We start from the raw sequence: 22,662 nt of genomic DNA, 5'->3' as shown, positions 1-22,662 counted from the left end.
CGGAGGCCCCCCATGCAGCCCATGATGCCCGAACAAGAAAGAATCCCGTTCGACTGGCGCGCCCTGGCCATCGCCCCGGACCTGCCCTTCCTGGAGGCCATCCGCAAGATCGAGTCCGGCGCGCAGCAGATCGCCCTGGTGGTGGACGGCAGCGGCAGGCTCATGGGCACGGTGTCCGACGGGGACGTGCGCCGGGCCATCCTCTCCAACATCCCGCTGGACAGCCCGGTGAGCCGCGTCATGGAAGGCTCGCCCACCACCATCCTCAAGGATGAAGGCCGCCTGGCCGCGCTGCTCAAGATGAAGGAGAAGCTCATCCGCCACATCCCCGTGGTGGACCAGGACGGCACCCTCATCGGCCTGGAGACCCTCTCGGACCTTTTGCACTTGAACCTGATGCCCAACTCCGTGCTGCTCATGGCCGGGGGGCTGGGCACCCGTCTGGGCGACCTCACCCGGGACTGCCCCAAGCCCCTGCTCAACGTCGGCCCCAAGCCCATCCTGGAGATCATCCTGGAGAACTTCATCGAGTACGGGTTCAAGCGATTCTATATCTCGCTCAACTACAAGGGCGAGATGATTAAGGAATATTTCGGGGACGGCTCCCGCTGGGGCGTGAGCATCCACTACATCTGGGAGACGCAGCGCCTGGGCACCGCCGGGGCGCTCTCCCTGCTGCCGGAGAAGCCCCAGCACTCCCTGGTGGTCATGAACGGCGACATCCTGACGCGCGTCAACTTCCGGCACATGCTCGACTTCCACGAGCAGCAGCGCGCCGCTGCCACCATGGCCGTGAAGGAGTACTCCTTCCAGGTGCCCTACGGCGTGGTGCGCATCAAGGACGGCACGCGCATGGTCTCACTGGACGAGAAGCCGCTGCAGAGCTTCTTCGTCAGCGCGGGCATCTACATCCTGCGCCCGGAGCTCATCGAGCTGGTGCCCAGGGGCATGCCCTACGACATGCCGGACCTGTTCCAGGCCCTGCTCTCCCAGGGCGACCAGCCCTCGGTGTTCCCGGTGCACGAGTACTGGCTGGACATCGGCCAGCGCCCCGACTTCGACCGCGCCCACACCGACTACTACCGCGTGTTCGACAAGTCCGGGAACTAGGGCCGCATGTTCCTCACGCAGCAAGGCGGCTACCACCTGCGCCCGGGGGACCGCTCCCTGGTGGTGTTTCTGGGGACCGCGCCGGACAAGGCCGTGCCGCGCGAACGGCGGCTGTGGTTCCCGAGCGCCAACGAGGCCGTGTTCGAGGCCGTTCGCGGGCTGGACCCCGCCCTGCTGGCGAGCGGCGTGACCCTGGTGGTGGGAGACGAGGCCTACGACAGCCACCCGGCCTGGGTGGAGGCCATCCAGAAGAACCTGGCCTGGCGCTACCTCAAGTACGTCTACCTGCCCCAGACCAGCCCCTCCGTGCCGGACGAGCTCGGCGTGCGCCCCCAGGGCGACGCCCCGGCGCTGCTCTACCGCGAGATCGCCCTGGCCCGGAACCATCCCCTGCACCTGCGCTGGCCCCTGTGCCGCACCTTGGAAGGCAAGGGGGCGGGCGCGCCCCTGGCCTGGCTCTTCCCCTCGCCCAGCCTGCCCCTGGTGCTGCCCGCGCTGGAGGAACTCAAGCGCACCTGCCTCATCGGCTGCATCTCGCTCTCGCTGGGCTTCTGCCTGGAAAACGGCGTGGAGCCGGACTTCGTGCTCCAGCTGGACACCGATTTCCGCTACCCGCACCTGCTTCGCCCGGGCCGCAAGCTCGAGAACACCTGGCTGGTGAGCCTCTCCGGGGCCAACATCTCCGACGCCGCCGGGGACTACGCCGGAGTCTTCTTCATGGAGGCCTTCAACACCTCGCTGCTGCCCGACCCCTACCGGCTGCGCGAATCCTGGACGGGCTGCGCCATCGCCTGCCTGGGGCTGGCCGAGTGCCTGGGCGCTCCGGACGTGTTCCTGGCCGGGGTGGACCACTCCTGGCCGGGCGAGGCCTCGGCGGAGCTGTACTATTCGCCCGAAGCCACTGGGCAGGCGGCCCCAGCGGATGAGCACCGGGATGTGCCCCTGGTGTGCAGCCACCGCCTGGACGCCGACCTGCTGGAGCCCAACGCCGTATTCCCCATCGCGGACATGAGCGGGCGCAAGGTCTGGACACGCTTCAACTATTTCGGCATCGCCGCCGAACTTGAGGATGTGGCCCGCCAGTTGGGCCGTGAGCGCGGCATGCGCTTCCACCGCCTCTCGGACACCGGCATCCTGGACGCCTCCGTGTTCTTGCCCGGCGGCCTGGAGGCCCTTGCCGCCCTGCCGGACCTGGACCGCGCCGCCTTTCGGGAACATTTCGCCTCAGCCGCCGGGGCCGTCCCGCCCGTACGCGCAGCTGAGTTGGCCCAGGCCCTGCGTGAGCGCCTGCGCGACGTGGAGACGGCCGCCAGCATTGCCCGCGAGGCCGAGGAGCGCGGGCGGCCCGTGCCGGAACTCGAAGGGTTGGCCCAGTCGCTTCGCCGCACCGGCGAGCTGGACAGATATTTCCACCTGGAATCCGAATCCGCCATGCTGGCCGGGCTCGCGGACACCCTGCGCGCCTGGGCCGAAGCCTTGCGCCGGGCCTTGGGCGTCGCCCTGGCCCACGCCCGCATCCAGGCCGGGGAGCCGCTCCCCGTGCTGGGCCTGCCCGGAGACGCAGAAGCCTGCGCCCAGGCCCTGGCCGCGCTCTATCCCACGGGCCGCTTCGCCCTGGTGGCCGTGGACGTGCCCTTCAAGGGGCCGAGCGACACGGGCGTTTACGGGCTGTATGAAACCCTCGAGGGTCCGGGCGTGGCCGTGGTCAGCGAAGCGCTGGAACGGGAGTTCGGCTACGTGCTGCGTAACGTCTCCGCACGCCGCCTGGCCCCCGCCCGGCTGCTGCTCGGCGGCAGCCTCAGGTCATGCTGAGTATGAGACCCCACTTTCCTTTATCCTGCGATTTCGAATTATAAACAAACACTGCACCGTTTTTTGCATAGACCTGGGCGGCCCAATCCGGGTGACGTCAATAATTTGACGATACGCGCCGGGAACCGGTGATAGCCAAGAATGGAGCATTACATGGCGGAGACATTCTGGGTGGCGGGCAATCAACCCATCGGCCGTGTCCTCAAGGACGCGGCTGTGGTGCTTGCCGCGCGGCCCCGGGCCCGCGTGATCAACCTCCATGAGGGCTTCAGGGGTGTCCAAGCGGGGTTCGAGCACCTCTTCCACCGGGACATCTTCTCCCAGGAACAGGAGAAGGCTTATTGGGAACCCGCCTACGACATGGCCCTGACCACCCTGGCGCACTGCGGGGCCGACGGGTTGACGCGCTGCTCGTTCCACGGCCTGCACCACGATGTGGCCTCGTTGTTCATGCTGCATTTCATCCACGGCGCCTGCCTGGAGGCCTTCCCCGGGGAGGACCTCCTCCTGATCCTCCCCGTCGAGCGGCAGAGCCTCGAGAAATTCCGCTCCATATGGGACATTCCCCCCGCCCTGTTGCGGGAGGCCACAACGCACCTTCGCCCCGAGGAGGCTCCCTCGCCTGCCACGGAAGCCCTGGCCCGCTTCTGCGACCGCAGCACCGTAATGGTTTGCTACGACGACTCTGGTTCGGGCGTGAATAGCACTGTGGCCGAGGCCCTGATCCTGGGGCTCAGGCGGCGGGGCTTCAAGGTGCTGATCCTCTCCCTGGTGGGGCGGCCCTCACCCTTCCCGGAAGACATCGGCGTGCTGGCCTGCCCCGTGGACCCCGGCCACGCACTGGGGCAGGCGGCTTTTGTGCTGGCCCAGGCCAACACTGTGCGGGTGCTGCGGGACAGCCTGGCGGACGCATCCGGGCGTGGGCTCGTGCCCCCCGGCCCCTGGAGTGCCCCTGCGGACGCTCTGGTGGGCTCGCAAGCACAGTTTCTGGGCCTCGTGGCCCTGGCATGTGTTGCAACAATCTGCAATTATTTTGCGATTTTCCACCAGATTGCCAAGGCCGCTCACACGGCGGCGGCCTTGGGAGTCACCACGGCGGCCTGCGTCAACGAATCTCTGTCTGTATGCTCGGCTGTCTCCAGCATCGGAGAGGCAGCAGGCCTGCGCACAGTGGGTGTGCCCACGATTCTGCTCATGGATCACCCCACCTGCCGCTTGTTCCCCACTGCGCTGCATCTGGCCTACGGCACGCAGCACGCCCAGTTGATGATACGCGCAGGAGTGGAGCCGCAGTCAATCCGCCACGTTGGCTCCTATTATTTCGACCGGAGCACCGCCCGCGACGCCCAGGCAGACCGAGAATACACCGGGCGTTTGCTGCCGGACCGCGACGGGCGGCCCCTGGTGGTCATCGCCACCGAACACAGGCCCCGGCAACTCCTGGAGATCAACCCCACTCTGGAAGCCCTGGCCCGCCGGGACGACCTCTTCGTGGTGGTGAAGCTGCACCCGGCCGACACGCCTGAGTTGGTGGCCCCCGCCCTGCAGCGCGCAGGTAACCCTAAGCACATAGTCGTTGTTGACAAATGCGACGTATTGGCCCTTCTAAATACTTCGGACCTGCTGGTGACGCTCGGCAGCAACCTGATCGTGGAGGGCGCGGCCATGGGCAAGCTTTCCCTGTGCTTCAACTATTCGGGCGCGCCCTGCCCCATCGATTTCGTTGCGGACGGGCTCTGCCTGGGGGCCTCCAGCCCCGCGGAATGCGTGGAGATGATCGGCCTGCTCGTCACCGATTCCGAACTGCGGCGCAAGGCCGTGGGCATGCTCGGCAACCTGGAACTCTACAACGCCTTCAACGACGGCAACGCCCTGGAACGCACCCTCGACTGCATCACCGGTCTCAACTAGGAGAGACACATGCGCATACTCTTCGTCTACCCCAACAACACCGGCAACCAAAAAGTTCCACTCGGCTGCGTCTATCTGCTGACCATCCTCAAGCAGCTCGGGCATACTGTTGAACTTTTCGACATGACGTTTTTCGGCATCGACATAGAGAAGCACGACATCAACATCCGGGGCAAACTGCTCAACTTCCGCCAGCTGGACCTGGAGCCCTGGGGCGTAAAGCATGAGCACGTAAGCCAGGTCGAGGCCCAGGCCCGCCTGCGCAGCAGGGCCGAGGAGTTCAGGCCGGACGTGGTGGCCATCACCCTTACGGAGGACACCTCCCTCTTCGGCTTCGAGTGCCTCCAGACCGCACGGGAAGCGGCCAAGGAGGCCTTTTTCGTCGCGGGTGGCGTCTTCTGTATGACCGAGCCGGAGCTTGTGCTCTCTCAGCCCGCGCTGGATGCGGTCTGTATCGGTGAGGGCGAAAACTGCTTCCCCGAACTGCTGGCCCGCCTGCAGAAGGCCGAGGCGTTCCACGACGTGGACGGATTCTGGTTCAAGGCCCCGGATGGATCCTTCATCCGCCGGGAGGTGGCTCCGCCCACGGACCTGGACTCCATCCCCTTCCCGGACCTCTCCGGGATCGACCACCGCCATTTCTACAGTCCCATGGGCGGCAACGTCTACAAAATGACCTTCGTGGAGGGCCAGCGCGGCTGCCCGAGGCGGTGCACCTACTGCTGCAACCAGCTGTTTCTGGACGCCTACAAGAAGCACATCAAGCACTACCTGCGCAAGAAGAGCATCGGGCGGCTCATCGACGAGTTGGAGCATCTGAAGAACACTTACGGATTCAATTTCTTCCAGTTCACTGACGACGATTTCACCCTGCGAAACGTGGAGGAACTCACCCTCTTCAAGAAGCTCTACCTGGAGCGCGTCAATGTACCCTTCTGGTGCCAGGCCGAGGCCAACAACATCACGGACGAAAAAATCAGGATCATGCGCGAGGCCGGGTGTGTGTCCATCTCCGTGGGCATCGAGACGGGCAGCGAGCGCATCCTGAGTGAGGTCTACAAGCGCCGCACCTCCCGCGACGCCACCATCAAGGCCTTCAGGATCATGCACAAGTACGGCATCCGCACCTCGGGCAACATCATCGTGGGCGTGCCCTATGAGGCCCGCAGCGACATCTTCGCCACCATCGAACTGGCCAGGCGCTGTCATGCCAAGAGCCTGAACGTGAACGTCTTCGCCCCCTACCGGGGCACTGAGTTGCGCAGGCTTTGCGTGGAGAAGGGCTACCTGGACCCGGGATTCATCCGAGACGGCAGGCTCTCCTGGCAGCCGACCCTCAAGATGCCCCAGATCACCAACGAGGAGATCATGGGTCTGGTGCGCACCTTCGCGCTCTACAGCACCCTGCCACCGGACACCTTCCCACTTATCAAAGAGTGCGAGGAGGTGACCGCCAAGTCGGAGATCCTCTTCGAGAGCCTGGAGCGGCTCTTCTGGGAGATTACCGAACAGCAGGGCATCGACTTCTACATACCCGGTTTCGATTACGAGAAGCACTTCTGTGAGCGCCGGGCGGAGTTGGAGGCCCAGGACGCTGCGGGCGATGCCTCCGCCTCGTGAGCGGACCGCGGAAACGGCGGCACGCAGCCAACAGCACAGGGAGCCATACGTGAGCGAGAACACCTACATCCTCGGACTCTCCTTCGACTACCACAACTCTGCCGCGGCCCTGCTGCGAGGCGGGGAGATCGTGGCCGCCTGCGAGGAGGAACGCTTCACCCGAAAGAAGAACGACTCCTCATACCCCCAAAATGCCGTGGACGCCTGCCTCCGCATCGCAGGCATTGGGCCGGAGCGGCTGGGCGCCGTGGTCTTCTACGAGGACCCCCTGCGCAAGATGAACCGCATCCTGGAAACCTACGTGGCCGACAACCCCAACAGGCCATACGGCACAGCCGCACTGGCCACTTGGCTTTCACGCGGCAAGTTGCTGCCCGCGCTCAAGGTCCGGCGGCACCTAGGCATCGCGCCGGATAAAATCCACTTCTGCCAGCACCACGAGGCCCACGCAGCCAGCGCCTTTTTCGCCTCGCCCTTCCAGGAGGCGGCAATCCTGACCATCGACGGCATCGGCGAATACGAGACCATGGCCGTCTACTCCGGCAGGGGCTCGCGCATTGAGAAGCTCTACAGCGTACGCTTTCCCCACTCCATCGGCCTGCTCTACTCCGCCTTCACTGCCTTCCTGGGCTTCGAGGTCAACGAGGGCGAATACAAGGTCATGGGCATGGCAGCCTTCGGTGAGCCCTCTTTCTCGGACACGGTACGCACGCTCATCCGTTACAACCCTGACGGCACCTTCCAGCTTGACACCCGCTACTTCGACTTCACCTCAGGGCGCGACCTGCCTGTGACGGAACTCTTTTTGGAACTGTTCGGAACGCCGCGCAGGCCAGAGGAGCCCTTCTCCGTCAGCGGGCCGGGGGCCGAGCGCTGCAAGCGCTATGCTGACCTGGCGGCCAGCATCCAATTGGTGGCGGAGGAGGCCATCTCCCGCTTGGCCATGGCCGCTCTGGAGAAGACGGGCGCCGCCAACCTGTGCATGGCCGGCGGCGTGGCCCTCAACAGCAGCGCCAACGGCAAGCTCCAGCGCGCACTCAAAGGCAGGATCTACATCCAGCCTGCAGCGGGGGATTCCGGCGGAGCCCTGGGCGCGGCCATGTGGCACGCCTTCGGCATACTTGGAATCGGGCGCACCGGCTTCCAGCGTTCGGCCTATCTGGGCCTGGAGTACGGCAAGTCCGAGGCAGCCGAGGCTATCAAGAAGGCTGGTTACGAGGTCTACAAGGAGTTCGCCCGCGAAGACGACATGGTGGACTGCGTGGCCGGACTGCTCGCCAAGGAGAACGCCATCGGCTGGGCACAGGGCCGCTTCGAGTGGGGCCCGCGGGCGCTGGGCTGCCGCAGCATACTGGCGGACCCCAGGCGCAAACGCATGCAGGAGTTCGTGAACATGAAGATCAAGTACCGCGAGCCGTTCCGGCCATTCGCTCCTGCCTGCTTGGCCGAGGAAGCCCACAGGTACTTCGACCTGCCCGAGGGCCTGGACGTGCTGCCCCTGCAGGACTTCATGCTGGCCGTGGTGCCCGTCAACGATTACGGGCGCAGGATGCTAGAGGCCGTGACCCATGTGGACAACTCGGCCAGGCCGCAGTTCGTACGTAGTCAGACCAACCCCTTGTTCCATAAGCTCATCTCGCGCTTTTTCGAGCTCACCGGCGTGGCCGTGCTGCTCAACACGTCCTTCAACCTGCGGGGTGAGCCCATCGTGGCAACGCCCTACGACGCCATCAGAACCTTCACGTGGAGCCACCTCGACTACCTCGCGGTCGGGCCGTTCCTCCTGCGTAGAGGAGACGTGATATGTCTGTAGCCTTCATCATGCCCACGTGCCCGGTCAGCCCTGGGGAACTGGAACGGATCGTGCGGCGTTGCGCCTACGCCATGCCCGTGGATGGCGCAACGTTCGTCGTCACCCCGACTACCCGGGCGATCCACCGCAACTTGCCCGCAGCCTACCCCTTGACCAGCCTGGAAGAGGCGACGGGCATGGACTTCGGCCACGTGGTGGTGATCCAGCCCGACGAGGGTCTGGAGATAGAGACCAAGGCCCAGTGCTTCATTATCTCCAACATCACCCGGGCCACCCTGGAGCATGCCGACCGCAAGCCCCACCCTGAGGACACCCCGGCCCTGGCCAGCCACACCTTTGGCAGGCAGCTCTTGGCCTCGCCCCACTCGGGCTTCGCCTTCATGCCCGTGGGCTATGCCTACTCCCAGCCCGTGGGCAGCGGACCCACAGACGCCTTCGGCTTCCGCATCGACCGGGACGTGAACGCCCTCCGCACCCGGGAGTCCCATCAGAAGGTCGTGGCGGTGTTCGGCGGTTCCTCAACCTGGGGCACCACTGTGATGCACCACGAGACATTCTGCCACCAGTTGGAACTACTGCTCAACCAGGCCAGCCAAGAGCGCGGGGAAATAACAGAGTTCATCGTGCTCAACTTTGGCATCCACAACGCAGTGGTGCTCAACCAGCACATCTTCTACCTGCTTTTCTGCGAGAAGATACGCCCTGACGTTGTCATCGGGCACGACGGTTTCAACGATTTCTACAACGGTCTGGTCACGGACACCTACCTGCTGCGCGAACACCGCATGACGCACCCCTACGTCATGGAATCCTGGCCTCAGAGGCTCTATGGACCCAGCGTTTGCGGCCCGGCCTCTGTGGAGAGTGTCGCCTTCGCGGATTTCAACCTGCCAAACAACATCATCCACGCCTACGTGGAGCGTAAGAAGCAGTTTCTAGATCATGCAGCCTCCGCCGGAGCCCACGTTATATGGGGCCTGCAGCCCATCAGCAGGAACAAGAAGGCACTCTCGGAGCTGGAGGCATCGGAAATCAAGCGGATCATCGCCCACTACGGCATTGCCCAAAGCATCAGGGCCACCGAGAACGTCTACGACCTCTTCGCCCAGCACGTGACCATCCGCAGCTATGAGTTCATCGACTTCCCCAGGGTATTCGCGGAACTGGGTCCCGAGGACACCCACTTCTTCGACTTCTGCCACATGTCCCCCCTGGGCGAGGCCGTCATCGCCGAGGTCTATGCAAAGACGATCGGAGGGAGGTTCCTGCGCCATGCCTAGCCAACCGGAGGCCACCATGTTTCAAAGACCAGAGCACGTGAGACTGTTGGAGACCGTTTCGGCCCTGACCTATCAGTCCCAGGACATTGCCAACCAGGTGCTGGCTGAGGTCAAGGTGCTCCTGAACAAGGGCGCCCTGGACGACAATACAGCCGAACTGCTGCTCACGGTCGCCCGACTCGACCCCTTGGAATCCCCCGCCGGTTCCGAGCCCGACCCGCAGCAGGCCGCTGCCCTGCACGAACTGGTGGCCTCCCACCTGGGGGACCAGCAATCGTTGGCAGCGCGGCTCTACATCGCCCTGCACTACCACACAATTCTGGCCCTGGGCGATGTGCGCGCACGCACCGCACCGTTGGTGATGCAATCGTCCTTCCTTTATCCGCTGATCTGACGCGGCGCTCCGCCGCTTGAAAAAGCGCGCCCCGGACGCGGTGAAGTGCTTCCGGGGCGTTTTGTTGGCCATGGGGATGCGGCTGCCTGGGTGCTGGTGGTAAACTGGCGTTTGAATGCAGGCCCGGCGCTCCAGGGCCAGCCAGGACTTGGGTCCACGACAACGAATGCCCAGGCGGCCAATGAACCCTCCGCTGTTTGGAAGCGCATATGAATTCAGGCCGTCTCAGCCCAGGTTGGACCCGGCCAGTTCCAGGTAGAACTGACGGTGCTCCGGCGTGAGGGGCAGGTGTTCATCCAGCGCCAGGATGGCGTAGGCGTTGGCCATGCGCGCACGCACGGATGCGATGTCGCGCAGCCTGCGTGCGGGCGCGCCCTGCGCGGCCAGCCGTGCGGCCCAGGCCAGGATGGTCTTGGCCCTGGCCTCCACCGTGTGCCTGCGCAGCGCCTTCTCCCGGCCCGAACGGGCGATCCCCTCCAGCTTGTCCCCGGCCAGGGCCGCCAGCGCCGCGTTGGCTGCGGCGGGCGCGTCCCCGCGCGGATAGAGCAGCAGATCCTCCCCCGGAGTGAAAAGCTCCCGCAGGCCGTTGCCGATATCCTCGGTGAGCACAACGGCCCCGCAACACATGGCCTCGAACACCCTGAAGTTGAGCTCCCCGGCGGCGGACTGGTTCAGCACCAGCCTGCTGCGCGCGAACACCGGGGCGTACTCCCCGCAGACCCTGGCGAGCGGAACCAGGCGCTCGAAGGCCTCCAGGAAGGGCCTGCGCGCCGGGTTGGCCCCGGGGTCGGGCGTGCCCACGAAGGCCACGGGGATGTCGCGCTCCCCCTGCTCCAGGCCCGCCAGAACGGAAGGGTCGCAGAACAGCGGCAACCACACGGCCGGGCGGGGGTGCTCGGCCTGGAACATGGGCAGGTAGTCCTTCTGGGCCACGAACACGGCGTCGAACCCCGCCGAATAGGACTGATGCCAGGGGTTGAGGTACTGGTCGATGGAGTAGGCCAGGGTGGGCCAGGGCAGGGTCTCCAGCCCGGCCACCAGGGGCGGCTTGCAGGTGTCGGCCCAGAGCACGGCGTCGGGGGTGAAGCCCCGGGCGTCCAGGATGTCGTGCAGGTCCTTCAGCGAGAGCACGCGGTCAACCGGCACGTCCATGAGGCAGGATGGGCCGATGCCCAGCACCTCGTGCCCCAGTTCGCGGAAGGCCCGCAGGAAGAAGTGTCCGTCGATGCACAGAATCCGCATGGCCAAGGTGTAGCCAAGCGGGGCCGGGCAGGCAACCGGGAAGCGGGGCTGGATCTGAACTCAGGGCTCCGCCATGCGCGTGAGACCGGAGGAGCGTACAGACGGAGTGAAATCGGGGTTGCCCGGAGGGGCGGGCAGGCACGGGCCTCCAGGGTCAGGGCCAGGGTCAAGGCGGTCTTGATGCGGCGGGTGAAAGTGTCGGTTCCCCTTAAGAGCCTACCCCGCATTCGGCCAGGATGTCGTCCACGCCGCGCCCGGCCTCTGCCTCCAGGGCCGCCAGCACGCTCCTGGCGTTGTTCAGTCGCCGGGTGATGGCGGCAACGGCGGCCTCGTCCCCGGCGTATTCGTCCAGCTTCTCCTGGAAGCGGGCCTCCAGGGGGATCAGGCTCCCGCCGCGCACGTGCTTGTCCGCCAGGTAGACCACCTCCCGCTCGCCCAGCAGCTCGCCCTCGGGCAAGGACACGTCGCGGTGCGCCGCCACGATGGCCGCGGTATCGTTGAAGCCGTAGCCGCGCAGCAGGACGCCCCCCTCGCGCTCGTGGTCGGGCTTGCCCTTGGCCACGTCGTGCAGCAGGGCCGCTGTGCGGACGAGCTCCGGGTCCAGGGTGCGCCCGGCGGTGTTGAGGGCCTTGGTGAAGCACAGGGCCACCTTGGCCACGGCCTCCCCGTGGACCCTGCCGCGCTCGCCCATGCCCAGGATGTCCAACAGGGCGTTGGCCTCCTCCAGGGTGGCGATGCCCGAGCGCCGCAGCCTGATCTGGGCGGCCCGGTAGTCCTCCCCGGTGTCCATGTCGCTTAAGATGTTGATGTCGGGCACGGGCACGTCCACCCCGGGGAGCCCCTCGAGGATGGCGCGCAGGCCGCCGCCCTTGCGCCAGTTCAGAATGCGCTGGGCGTGGCCCATGGAGATCAGCGGAGGGTGCCCGCGCCTGCCGTTGACGGCCGGATGGAGCACGCCGGGGCCATCGGGACGCCAGCGGGAGAGCAGCGTCTTCACCGTGGAGACGCGCACCAGGGGGATGTCCACCGGGAGCAGGAAGAAGGCCTCGGTATCGTCAGGAAGGGCCGCCACCCCAGCCTGCACGGAGCTGAACATGCCCTGCTCCGGGTTGGGGTTGCGCACGCCCTCGATGCCGAAGCGCGTGGCCTCGGCCAGCACTTCGTCCGCGCGGTGCCCGGCCACAACCATGATGCGCTCCACCCCGGCATGGAAGAACAGGCCCGCGCAACGGCGCAGCACGCTGACCCCGCCCAGGGGCAGCAGCGGCTTGAATCCGTCCATGCGCGTGGAGAACCCGGCGGCCAGGATGAGTGCGGCCACCCGGCCCGGCCTGCCCCCGCCCGCCTGCGCGGGTTCAGTCGCTCTTGTATGGTCCATGCCCGCTTCCTCCTCGCGAATGGCGGAATCATGCTCAAGATGCCACCTTGCCGCAAGAAGAGCGGATATTCCAGTACGAATCCAGTGAGATGGGAACAAAAAACGATAAACCCGCATGCCCGCCCCGGTTGGGGCACCAGGGAGAGCGCATGCGGCAGCCCCGGCCATCGCCCGCGGGAGCGCGCTGTGCGCCGCGCTCCGGGCGGGAGGCTCGCCTGGAACGCGGCGCGGCGCGCACCGCTGCCGAACCCACGGCTGCTGCCCGTGGAAATGACGATCGGAGACGGCACTCCGTCGCCAGAGCGGCTGCCCCCTTCATCCTGAAGGGGGCGACGAGCCGTGCGCGGGGCGCTGGCCGCCCTGATTATTCAGGTACTTTCCGCCCGGTTCTGGCCCGGCCATGGCCCCCCCCGGCCCTATCCTGGCGGACGCGGCCGGTTGGGCCGGGCCTGCCGGACTTCCGCCGAGGAGCTATCAGCCCGGTCTTCAGCCCGAGAACGCCAAGCCGCCCCTAACGGGATTCGCACATGGCCTCGACCAGGGCCGTGCGCATGTCCTTGTCCTGCGGGACGCCGTTGAACTCCAGGGCGTTCATGTTCCAGCTGCGGTTGTGGGAATTGATGGTGAACTGCAGCAGGGCGTTCACCGTCTTGCCGGCGTAGTCCATCTTGCCGCGCACGTTGACCACCACTTCGCCGTCCGCGGTCTCGCCGGATTCCCAGCGGGGGTTTTGCAGGAAATTGTCCACGATGTGGCCCATGTAGTACTTCTTGCACTTGTTGAAGCTCTGCTGCCGCAACCAGTTGACCACATCGGAGTAGGCGAAGCAGGCCGAGGACGAAAACACGATGCAGAGGGTGAGGAACAAGGACCTGATGAACATGCAGCCGTCTCCTTCCGGGCCTCGCCCGCCCGCGGGCCCGAAACGTTACAGATTTGGGGCGCGCCCCCGTCCAACCTACAGGTTGAATTCCTTGGCGATGCTCATGATGGCCTTTTCCAGCTTCATGTGCAGGGCCTTGGGTTCCTCCCCGGTGTTGTCCCCGAAGATGGTGCCCACGAAGGCCTGCGGGCACTTGCCCGTGCTCACGGTGAGCACGATGGAGTATGTGACCAGGGGATTGTCCCCTTTGCTGCTGGCGTTGACGCTGACCCCCACCCGGGGCACCCGCTTCTTGTCCAGCACGTAGAAATCGGTGGAGCGGATGTAGCGCTCTATGAGCTGGCCGAAATCCCCGGCGGCCGTTCCGGAGCTGTCGATATCGAGCTCGATGGGGATCTTCGAGGCCGCCTTCGCCGGGGCCTGGAAGCCGGCGGCGAGGCAGCAGGCCAGCAGCAGGAGCGCCGCCACGCGGCCCGTTGCTTTCAAGACTGAACTGGATCGCATGGAACCTCCGGATGTTGCGGTTTCGAACAGACCCGCCGGTTTTCGGACGCAGAGGAGTGCAAGCCCCCGCCGCTCCGGAAACGCCCGGGCTCGGGGGGCTATACCGCCAATCGTGGGGCGCGTATGTGGGGGGATTCACTGAACCGCGTAGGGGTATTCCCCGGCACGGCGATGCGGAACGCCGGTCGGGCCGGCGCGATTCAACTGGTGGGGAGTGTCATTTCGTCCGTTGGATGGCGTGCTTCTTCAAGGCCTTCATGCCGCCCAGCCCGAGCTTATCCATGATGCGCGCGCAATAGGACTCCACGGTGCGGGCGCTGATGGAGAGCGCGGCCGCGATGTCGGGGGTGGATTCGCCCCTGCCGAGCAGTTCGAGGATCTGGCCCTCGCGCTCCGAGAGTCCGTCCAGACTCTGGGCCACACTTTGGGACCCGCCCTGGGCCGCGCCACGGACGTCCCCGCCGGGGGCCACCCGCTCCACCAGGCTCCTGCCCGCGCGGGGGCTCACGTAGCGCCGCCCGGCCGCCACTTCGGCCAGGGCGTCCAGCAGCACGCCCGACACCTCGCGCTTGGTGACGTAGCCGCCCGCCCCGGCCGCGAAGGCCCGCTCGATGGTCTCCGCGTCCTCGTGCATGGAGTAGATCAGTGCCGGGATGCCGCGCCGCCGCAGGTCCTCCAGCAGTGCCAGCCCGCTCTCCTCGCCCAGGGAGAGGTCCACCAGCGCCACCTGCGCCCCTGACTCCCCGATGCGCTCCAGATACTCGGCGCGTCCGCCGGCTTCGCCGCAGACAGCGTGCCGCGCCTGCCCCAGCAGCAGGGCCAGGCCCTGGCGCACCGCGGGGTGGTCGTCCACCAGGAAGACCCGCATGGCCGCTTTCATCTCCACGTCTGCGCTCCCTCTTGAACGTGCTCCGGGGTGCTCATTCCCCGGTCCCGGCTTCGGCCGCCCTGCACGGGGCCGTGCAGCGGACCAGGGTGCCCCCGCCGGGGGCGTCCTCGATGGTCAGTTCCGCCCCGATGATCCGGGCCCTGTGGGCCATGATGCCCATGCCCAGCCCGCCCTGGCCGCGTGCGGCCGCCTGCCTGCCGATGCCGTCGTCGCGCACGGCCAGGGTGACGCTGCCGCCCTTCCGGCAGGTGAAATCGACCTGAATGCGCCCGGGCCGGGCGTGCTTCACGGCGTTGGCCATGGCCTCCTGCCCGATGCGGTAGAGCTGGGTGACCAGCCCCTCGCGGCATCCCCCCTCGCAGCCGCGTTGCTGGCTGAACTCGATGGCGATGCCGCTGGAGTCGGCCGCGCGGCGCACCAGCTCCTCCAGGGAGGGGCCGGAGCACCCTGGGCCGTGCTCCACGGGCCACAGCCCGCTGGAGAGATCGTAGGCCTGGTTCACGGATTCTTCAAGCAGTCCGGCCAACTGCCTGAGCTCCGGGATGGCGGCGTCGCCCTCCGGGGTCTTGCGCGTGAGCACCTCGCAGCGCAGCCTGGCCCCGGTGAGCTGCTGGCAGAGTCCGTCGTGCAGGTCGTGGCTGAGGCGCCTGCGCTCCTCCTCGCTGATGTCCACGATGCGCCGCTCCAGGCGGGTGCGCTCGGCCATCTCCCGCTCCACGGCGGCGTTCTTGCGCTCAAGCTCCACCGAGAGTTTCTCCACCGAGGCGAAAGCCCGCGAAAACCGCAGCGACAAGGCGAAGGCCTGGAACAGGATGAACACGAACATCCCCACCGGGATCAGGTAGACGCTGCGGATGAGCCCCATGTCCGTGAGCATGTCGTTGATGCCCACCGCACCGAGCACCACAAAGCCCCCCAGAATGAACGCCGCGCCCTCCCGCTCCCTGCGCCAGGCCGCGAACAGCCTGCCGAGGCAATAGAGGATCAGCCCTATGGACACGTAGTAGTACGCCGGCAGCACGGCGCTTGCGGCCATCATGGGCAGCGCGGCGGTGGCCAGGGCGAACACGGCCGCCAGGGCGATGCTGGCCAGTTGCGGCAGGCGCGGGAACTCCCGAGGGTACAGGGTGCGGAAGAAGGTGAAGCCGATGGGCACGGAGACGATGAAGCCGATCACGGAGATTCTGTCCATCAAGGTGGCGGAAACGCCCGGCAGGAACAGGCGGGCCACCCAGCCGCTGGAGTCAGACTGGGCGTAGTTGACCATCCAGGCCAGGCAGTAGCAGCCGAAGTACAGGGGCGAGCGGTTGGAGCGGCGGAACCAGAACAGCGCCAGATGGTAGACGCCCATCACCAGCAGGCTGCCCACGAAGAACAGGGCCACGCACCACTGCCTGGTCTGAGCCGCCTCCATGGCCGCGCGCTGCCCGACCCTGACGGGGGCCAGCACCCCGGCCTCGCGGTAGCTGTGGTTGGAGACCTGCAGCACAAGCTCCAACGGCCCGCCCTCCGCCGGAAGGGGGGCCAGGAGCACGGAGGGGGTGGCCACTTCCGCCTCCGCACTGCGGCCCACCACGCCGCTTTGCGCGCACAGGCGGCCGTTGACCCACAGGGAGAACGCCGAATTGACCGAGGCCAGGCGCACGGCCAACTCACGCCCCGCCGCGCCGGATTGGACGACCAGGCGCAGGGTGGCGCAGCCCGCCGACGGCAGGGGCTTGCCGTCCAGCTCGAACGAGTGCCAGGCCGAGGGCAGCTCCAGGTAGCCCGTGAGGGCGGGCGCGGCCGCGCCTGCGGGGCGCTCGCGGAAATCGCCCGGCGTGAGCAGCTGGTTCCAGTAGAGCTCCCACTCGCCGTCCAGGCGGAGCGGTTCACCGTCGACCAGCCCCCGGCCCGAGAGATCCAGCACGCCCTGGCTGGCTCTGGGCGGGGCCTCCCCCCCCACGCAGCCGCAGCACAGCAGGGCGCACAGCAGGGCGCAGGCGAGGGTCGCCCGGGGCGACGAAGCGCGGGGGCGCGTGCTCATGACCGGAAGAGCCTCATTCCCGGGCTGTTACGGGAGTTGACCGCCCAGGGCAAGACGCGGCGCCAAGGCTTTCCCGGCCTCCTGGCCGGGGTGGGCCGCCGGCCCGCTTGCCCCGAACGAAAAAGCCCCCGAGGCGGGGGCTTTTCAAACGGCTGGCCGTGCCTGGTTCAACCAGCGGGCGGGAAGTTCAGGATGAACTCCTTGATCTCGTCGCGCACGCGGCGGTAGTGGCCCATGACCTCCTCCTCGGAGGAGGCCCCGGCGGCCAGGGAGGGCGGGTCGTCGAACTGGGCGTGCATGATCCTGCCCGCACCGGGCAGGATGGGGCAGTTCTCCTTGGCGTGGTCGCACAGGGTGACCACGAAATCGAACTCCTTCACGGGCAGCTCCTCCACGGTCTTGGAGGCCTGGCCGGAGATGTCCACCCCGGCCTCGGCCATGGCCGCGACGGCCCTGGGGTTCATTCCATGCTTCATGATCCCGGCGGACCAGGGCTCGATCTCTTCGCCGCGCAAGGCCCGCGCGAAACCTTCCGCCATCTGGCTCCGGCAGGAATTGCCGGTGCACAGGAACAGCACCTTCATCTTCTGGCTCATAGGTATTTCCCCCATTTGTTGGAAAGATGACCTGACACCTATACCGCTTCTAGCATCGCGGCGGCAGGGCGCAAGCAAAAGTCTCGATCCCGAGGGGAAGGAAGCTGAAACGGGCGGAAGCGGCTTGCGGGGTTCAGTTCTCCATGCGGGAGAGCTCCTCCAGGATGGCGGAGGGGTCCAGGAGGGTGATGCTGCGGCGCGTGACCTTGATGAGCCCGCGCTCCTCGAAAGAGGCGAGGGTTTCGCTGACGGTCTGCTGGCAGGAGCCGGTCATGGAGGCCATCTGCCCCTGGGTGAGCTTGGCTGGCACATCGACGGGGCCGCCCTTGGCCTGGGCGATCTCGTCGTGGGAGAGGCAGACCAGCAGCTTGAGCAGGCGGGTGGCCACGCCGCAGGTCATCAGGTTTTCCAGCTGCCCCGTGAGGTAGCGGATACGCCGCCCCAGCACCTCGATGGCGCGCCGGGCCAGCAACGGGTGCTCGAGCATCAGGTCCAGGAACTCCTTGCGGCCGATCTCAAGAATCACGCCGTCGGAGATGGCCTGGGCCGAGCACTTGCGCGTCTCCCCGCCCACGATCTCGGCCAGGCCGAACATCTCGCCCGGGGAACGGATGAAGAAGGTGGGCTCCTTGCCGTGCAGGGAGATGCGGAAGATCTTCACCGAGCCCTGGTCCAGGTAGTAGCAGCGGGTGCAGCGGTCGTTCTCGAAGAAGATGATGTCGTTCTTCTTCACGCGCCGCGTGGCGGCCAAGGCCCTGAAGGCCTCGAACTCGCGCTCCAGGCCGTCGAAGAAGCCGCCTTTTATCAGGTGCCAGTCCATATGGGGAGTGTCGGGGGGCATACGCCAAGCATAGTCCCGCCGCTGCGGAGGTCAAGGGGCCGCCCGCAGGCGGCCCCTTCCGTTCTCAGTCCTCGATGTCCAGGCGGTTGCGGTACTTGTAGGTCACGGTCTGGCCGTGGATGTCCGTGCACTTCCAGGTGATGCTGTTCTTGCCCATGATGGGTTTCAGCGTGGCCTTGTGGTAGCCCAGCTGGTAGGGGATGCGCGTTTCGATGGCGTTTCGCGGGCACATCTTCACGCAGGACATGCAGTCCCAGCAGTCGCGGCTGGCGTGGCAATGGGATTTGCCGTCCGCCCCGACGTACATCAGGTCGCCCGGGCAGGCCTCCTCGCAGAAAGATTCCTCGCGGCCTTCGCAGCCGTTGCACTTCTTGGGATCGACAATAGGCGGCATGGCGTCCTCCTTGATAGTTTCTAGATGGGGCTCCGCCCCATGCCCCGCTGGGGGGAGTGCCTCCCCCTAGACCCCGGCGGTTGGTTGGGCTCGCGGTTCTCCCGCTGAACCGCCGGGTGGCATTGCCCCCTGTTGCGGGGTCCAGGGGGATCATCCCCCTGGCGGGGGTGCGGGGGCTGGCCCCCGCTCTCCTCTTCCTACGGCTTGTAGCGGTCGCCGGGCACCAGCTGCTCGTAGGGCCGGGTGAAGGTCTCTATCTCGCCCGTGGCCATGTTCCTGCGGCTCTCCACGTGGCAATCGTAGGCGGGGTCCACCTCCGGGTAGTCGGCGCGGGTCTGCCAGCCCTGCCAGCGGGTCTCCTTGCGGAACTTCAGGTGGTGGCAGAGCACCTCGGCCACGTCGATACGGTCGATGACCTCGTGCACGCTCATAAGGTCGTGCAGGTCCGTGGCCGCCAGGTATTTCGTCTGCTCTCGAAGCATGACCAGGTGCTTGAGCGCATAGTCCAGCCGCTCCTCATTGGTGCGGTAGAACTGGCTGGTGCCGCCCGCGTACTCGTCCATGAGCCGCTGCAACCGCTCCTCCATCTCCAGGGCGCGCAGGCCGTCGAAGCCTTCGCCGTGCAGCAGCGGCCCGAACACGCGGGCCTTCTCGGCCTCGATCTGCGCGGAGTCGGGCTCGGGCAGCTCGAGCCCCTTGATGTAGGCCGCCGCACCGCGCAGGGCCAGCTTGCCCTCGGCCGCGCAGCCGCCCACGAACTTGTTGGGGTTGCCCCCGGCGGTCTCGCCCGCGGCGAACAGGCCGGGGATGGTGGTCATGCGCTCCATGTCCACCCAGAAGCCGGACTGGGTGTGCCCGCCCACGATGTAGGGGTCGGAGCCGTAGATCTCGATGGGCTCCTTCACGGGGTCCTGGCCGCGGCTGGCCAGGAAGAGCACGAAGCTGGGGCGCTCGTTGAGGTAGTCGGTCATCATCTGCTGGGCCAACTCGGGGGCCATGCCGCGCGTGTCGCAGTAGGTGGGGCCGCGCCCGGCCAGCCACTCCTCCATGGGGGCGTTGGCGCGGATGTAGCGCGGGGCCTTGTCCGCGCCCAGGTGGGCGTAGCGCTGCTTCATGATGCGCTCGCCCTTGGCGTTGATGATGGGGGCCTTGTAGCCCACGGAGATGGTGTCCACGGGGCCGCAGAAGTCCTTGGTGCGCGTGGCGACCCAGCGCTGCTCCATGGAGGTCATCTCCGCGCCCTGGCGGATGCCCACGGCGTAGCCGGTGCCCACGCAGTAGGGGCACATCCAGATCTGGTGGTGGCTGTCCGTGGCGTCGGCGGTGTAGCTCTTGTAGAGCCCGGCGGCGCCGCCCGTGGCGTTGATGGTGGCCTTGGCGTTGAACACGTAGAACTTGCCGTCGCGCACGCCGAAGCCCAGCGCGCCAACGCAGCGCCCGCCGTCCATGAGCAGCTGGGTGCAGGCCACGCGGTTGTAGATCTCGGCTCCGGCCTCGATGGCCTTCTCGGCCATGATGGGCTTGAGCTGCTCGCCGTGGATGGAGATGTCCCAGCCGCCCCGGTAGCGGATCTTGCCTTCGGCGTCGCGCAGGATGGGCAGGCCCCAGCGCTCCAGGTCGTCAACGGACTCGTTGAGCTCGCGGGCGTTGGAGAGGGCCAGGTCCTCCCGGATGGGGCCGCCCCCGACCTGGGAGCGGCACCAGCGCACCAGGTCCTCCGGGGTCTTGCCTTCGGGGATGTAGGTGTTGATGGCGTCCATGCCCGCCGAGCACGCGCCGGAGCGCATGATTTGGGCCTTCTCCATGATGACAACCTTGAGCGAGGGGTCGATCTTGGCGGCCTCCACGGCGGAGAAACACCCGGCGTTGCCGCCGCCGATGATGAGGATGTCGCAGTCCACCCGGACGGTTTCGACGGCGTCCAGGTTGGTGGGATTTTGTACCATGCGTGGCATGTGTGGGTCCTCCTAGTAGGGCCAGGGGGCGTTGGGGTTCCAGACGGGCAGCCCGAACAGGGCGTACCAGGGGGCCATGACGCAGATGCCGAAGGCGATGGCCAGCAGGATGCACACCCAGCCCGCCTTGGCGTAGTCCGCCGTGGAGAAGGTGCCGGTGCCGTAGGCGATGACGGCGGCCGTGATCTGCGTGGGCAGCAGGTAGGCGAAGGTGTCCACGTTGCAGATGAGCAGCGTGAAGGCCACAGGGTGGAGCCCCACCTTGGGGGCCATGGCGAAGACGATGGGGGCGAGCATGGCCACGGCGGCCACGTTGGAGAGCATGCCGATGCGCAGCACCTGCGTGCCGAGCATCATAACCAGGAGCGTCTGCCACCAGCCCATGCCCTCCACCATCACGTGGATGTGCCCGGCCATCCATCCGGCCAGGCCGGATTTGCTCATGGCGTCGGTCATGGTGATGGCGCCGCCGAGGAGCAGGAAAGTGCCCCAGATGGTGCGGTCCTGCACGGCCTTCCATTTGAAGGGGAACAGGCCCGGGATGAACAGGATCATGATGCCCACCAGCCCGATCACGCCCAACTGGTAGCCGTGCAGCACCACGGGGCTGCCCTTGCCGGTCATGAACAGCACGCCCACCAGGCCGAACACCGCGAGCATGGCCCATTCGGAGCGGGTCATGGGGCCGAGTTCCTTGTGCTGGCGGTGGATTTCCTCATGGCCGCCAGCGATGACCACGCCGCCCGTCTTGAAGTGGAAGCGCACCCACCACTGGGTCAGGGCGAACATGCCGATGTAGGGCAGGTGCAGGAGCATCCAGTTGAAGTAGCCCAGGTTGCGGAAGCCGCTCTTCTCGAAGAGGCCGGTCATGATGAGGTTGGGCATGTGACCGGTGAGGATGAAGATGCCCGAGATCATGCTGGCGTAGACCATGGACTGGATCACGATGGCCTTCTTGGCCTCGCGCTCGCGGGGGGTGTCGCCCAGGATGTTGGTGATGCCCTGGACCACGGGCATCACCGTGGCGGCGCGCGCGTTGGCCGCCGGGATCAGGAAGGCCAGCACGATGTTCACCCAGAACATGCCCCAGATGATGCGGCCAACGTTGGAGGCCTTGATCTTGTCCAGGATGGCCAGGGCGATGCGTTTGTCCATCCTCAAGAGCTGGATGATGGCCCCGGCGAAGAAGGCGAACAGGCACAGCCAGACCTCATGGGTGGTGAAGCCCGAGAACACCTGTCCCATTGGCGGGTTGCCGTTGTTCCAGGGCAGGGCCTTGGTGAGCACCAGCAGCGTTGGGATCGAGATGCCGGTGATGCCGACCGGCATGGCCTCCGTGACCCACATGATGGAAGCCCAGACCAGGATGGCCAGAACGGACATCCCCTCGGGCTTGAGACCCTCGGGCAGCGGCAGCGCGTTTTGGATGAGGAAGAACAGGACCCAGGCGGCGGCGTACCCGCCCCAGGTGGTCAGGGGGCTTTGCCCGCACTGGCTGAGGTTCTCGGATATGTAGGTCCCGAGCCCTCCCCTGCACGAATTGACGGTCTCTACGGACCCGTTGGCCATGCGTCACCTCCTGTCGAACCGCGGATGCGGGTTTGTATGGTGGACGTCTAACCCGGGAAGGGAAAGGGGAGTATCGCGGCGGCGATAAAGCGGGAAAATCTTCTCTGATTGGTGCCGTAGCGCAAGAAAGACAAAAAATAATGGGTAGCGATGGAATCAAATGGCTTGTCGAACCTGCGGCGGCGGGTGCCAACTTTTGTTGGCTCGAACTAAGGCCCCCGCAGGTCGGAAAAGGCGACGCCCTGCCGCATTGCCACCCGGCATGAGCGTTCCGGCCGCCTGCGGCCTTCACCGCGCCAGCGCCTTCATTTTGCCGCTCCAACGCAGAAAGGCCCGTCTTTCGACGGGCCTTTCTGTTTGGGAAAAGGATCCTGGCAGCGACCTACTTTCCCACCAGCGGTCCTGGCAGTATCATCGGCGAAGGAGGGCTTAACTTCCGAGTTCG

18 protein-coding genes are annotated in these 22,662 nt (G+C 66.4%); 7 read left to right on the top strand and 11 right to left on the bottom strand.

Features of this window, described 5'->3' with window-relative positions; translation table 11 throughout:
* Positions 1–12 precede the first annotated feature (12 nt).
* The 7 genes from MLE27_RS04060 (at position 13) to MLE27_RS04030 (ending at position 9,940) form a co-directional block, all read left to right on the top strand.
* Positions 13–1,110 (top strand): nucleotidyltransferase family protein, encoded by a 1,098-nt coding sequence (locus MLE27_RS04060; protein WP_243310606.1) that lies wholly within the window; start codon positions 13–15, stop codon positions 1,108–1,110.
* A gap of 6 nt (positions 1,111–1,116) precedes the next feature.
* Positions 1,117–2,922, top strand: coding sequence for a 6-hydroxymethylpterin diphosphokinase MptE-like protein (locus tag MLE27_RS04055; protein WP_243310605.1), 1,806 nt, complete (start codon positions 1,117–1,119; stop codon positions 2,920–2,922).
* Between the two features lie 153 nt (positions 2,923–3,075).
* Entirely contained in the window at positions 3,076–4,833 is a 1,758-nt protein-coding gene (locus MLE27_RS04050; protein ID WP_243310604.1) for a UDP-N-acetylglucosamine 2-epimerase, read from the top strand.
* A 9-nt stretch (positions 4,834–4,842) separates the two neighbouring features.
* Positions 4,843–6,453: a B12-binding domain-containing radical SAM protein gene (locus MLE27_RS04045; RefSeq protein WP_243310603.1), complete on the top strand. Its 1,611-nt coding sequence runs from the start codon at positions 4,843–4,845 to the stop codon at positions 6,451–6,453.
* A gap of 49 nt (positions 6,454–6,502) precedes the next feature.
* The gene (locus MLE27_RS04040) at positions 6,503–8,266 is read left to right on the top strand and encodes a carbamoyltransferase family protein (protein WP_243310602.1); all 1,764 of its coding nucleotides are present in this window, start codon (positions 6,503–6,505) and stop codon (positions 8,264–8,266) included.
* Positions 8,257–9,546 (top strand): hypothetical protein, encoded by a 1,290-nt coding sequence (locus tag MLE27_RS04035; RefSeq protein ID WP_243310601.1) that lies wholly within the window; start codon positions 8,257–8,259, stop codon positions 9,544–9,546. The genes MLE27_RS04040 and MLE27_RS04035 overlap by 10 nt, the downstream gene beginning before the upstream one ends.
* Before the next feature lie 16 nt (positions 9,547–9,562).
* Positions 9,563–9,940 carry a hypothetical protein gene (locus tag MLE27_RS04030; RefSeq protein ID WP_243310600.1) on the top strand — a complete coding sequence of 126 codons (378 nt, stop codon included), beginning with the start codon at positions 9,563–9,565 and terminating at the stop codon, positions 9,938–9,940.
* A gap of 225 nt (positions 9,941–10,165) precedes the next feature.
* Here MLE27_RS04030 and MLE27_RS04025 read toward each other — a convergent pair whose 3' ends face one another.
* The 11 genes from MLE27_RS04025 to MLE27_RS03975 form a co-directional block, all read right to left on the bottom strand.
* Positions 10,166–11,182, bottom strand: a complete 1,017-nt coding sequence (locus tag MLE27_RS04025) for a glycosyltransferase family protein (RefSeq protein ID WP_243310791.1) — start codon at positions 11,180–11,182, stop codon at positions 10,166–10,168.
* Positions 11,183–11,390: 208 nt separating this feature from the next.
* Positions 11,391–12,560, bottom strand: coding sequence for a DVU_1551 family NTP transferase (locus MLE27_RS04020; protein WP_243310599.1), 1,170 nt, complete (start codon positions 12,558–12,560; stop codon positions 11,391–11,393).
* Positions 12,561–13,071: 511 nt separating this feature from the next.
* Positions 13,072–13,443, bottom strand: coding sequence for a hypothetical protein (locus MLE27_RS04015; protein ID WP_243310598.1), 372 nt, complete (start codon positions 13,441–13,443; stop codon positions 13,072–13,074).
* A gap of 75 nt (positions 13,444–13,518) precedes the next feature.
* The gene (locus tag MLE27_RS04010) at positions 13,519–13,947 is read right to left on the bottom strand and encodes a hypothetical protein (protein ID WP_243310597.1); all 429 of its coding nucleotides are present in this window, start codon (positions 13,945–13,947) and stop codon (positions 13,519–13,521) included.
* A 217-nt stretch (positions 13,948–14,164) separates the two neighbouring features.
* Entirely contained in the window at positions 14,165–14,827 is a 663-nt protein-coding gene (locus tag MLE27_RS04005) for a response regulator transcription factor (RefSeq protein ID WP_243310790.1), read from the bottom strand.
* Between the two features lie 40 nt (positions 14,828–14,867).
* On the bottom strand, positions 14,868–16,862 hold the full coding sequence (locus tag MLE27_RS04000; RefSeq protein ID WP_243310596.1) for a sensor histidine kinase: 1,995 nt from the start codon (positions 16,860–16,862) through the stop codon (positions 14,868–14,870).
* Positions 16,863–17,029: 167 nt separating this feature from the next.
* A complete protein-coding gene (locus MLE27_RS03995) occupies positions 17,030–17,458 on the bottom strand; it encodes an arsenate reductase ArsC (RefSeq protein ID WP_243310595.1) in 429 nt (142 codons plus the stop codon).
* 133 nt (positions 17,459–17,591) lie between these two features.
* Entirely contained in the window at positions 17,592–18,278 is a 687-nt protein-coding gene (locus tag MLE27_RS03990; protein ID WP_243310594.1) for a Crp/Fnr family transcriptional regulator, read from the bottom strand.
* 85 nt (positions 18,279–18,363) lie between these two features.
* Entirely contained in the window at positions 18,364–18,693 is a 330-nt protein-coding gene (locus MLE27_RS03985) for a 4Fe-4S binding protein (protein ID WP_243310593.1), read from the bottom strand.
* 197 nt (positions 18,694–18,890) lie between these two features.
* A complete protein-coding gene (locus MLE27_RS03980) occupies positions 18,891–20,648 on the bottom strand; it encodes an adenylyl-sulfate reductase subunit alpha (RefSeq protein WP_243310592.1) in 1,758 nt (585 codons plus the stop codon).
* A gap of 12 nt (positions 20,649–20,660) precedes the next feature.
* Positions 20,661–22,217 (bottom strand): SLC13 family permease, encoded by a 1,557-nt coding sequence (locus MLE27_RS03975; RefSeq protein ID WP_243310591.1) that lies wholly within the window; start codon positions 22,215–22,217, stop codon positions 20,661–20,663.
* Positions 22,218–22,662: the final 445 nt, after the last annotated feature.

Source organism: Fundidesulfovibrio agrisoli (assembly GCF_022808715.1).
In the GTDB taxonomy this organism is placed as follows: domain Bacteria; phylum Desulfobacterota; class Desulfovibrionia; order Desulfovibrionales; family Desulfovibrionaceae; genus Fundidesulfovibrio; species Fundidesulfovibrio agrisoli.
Note: the sequence above shows the minus strand (reverse complement) of the source record. Positions and strands in the feature narration are given on the sequence as shown.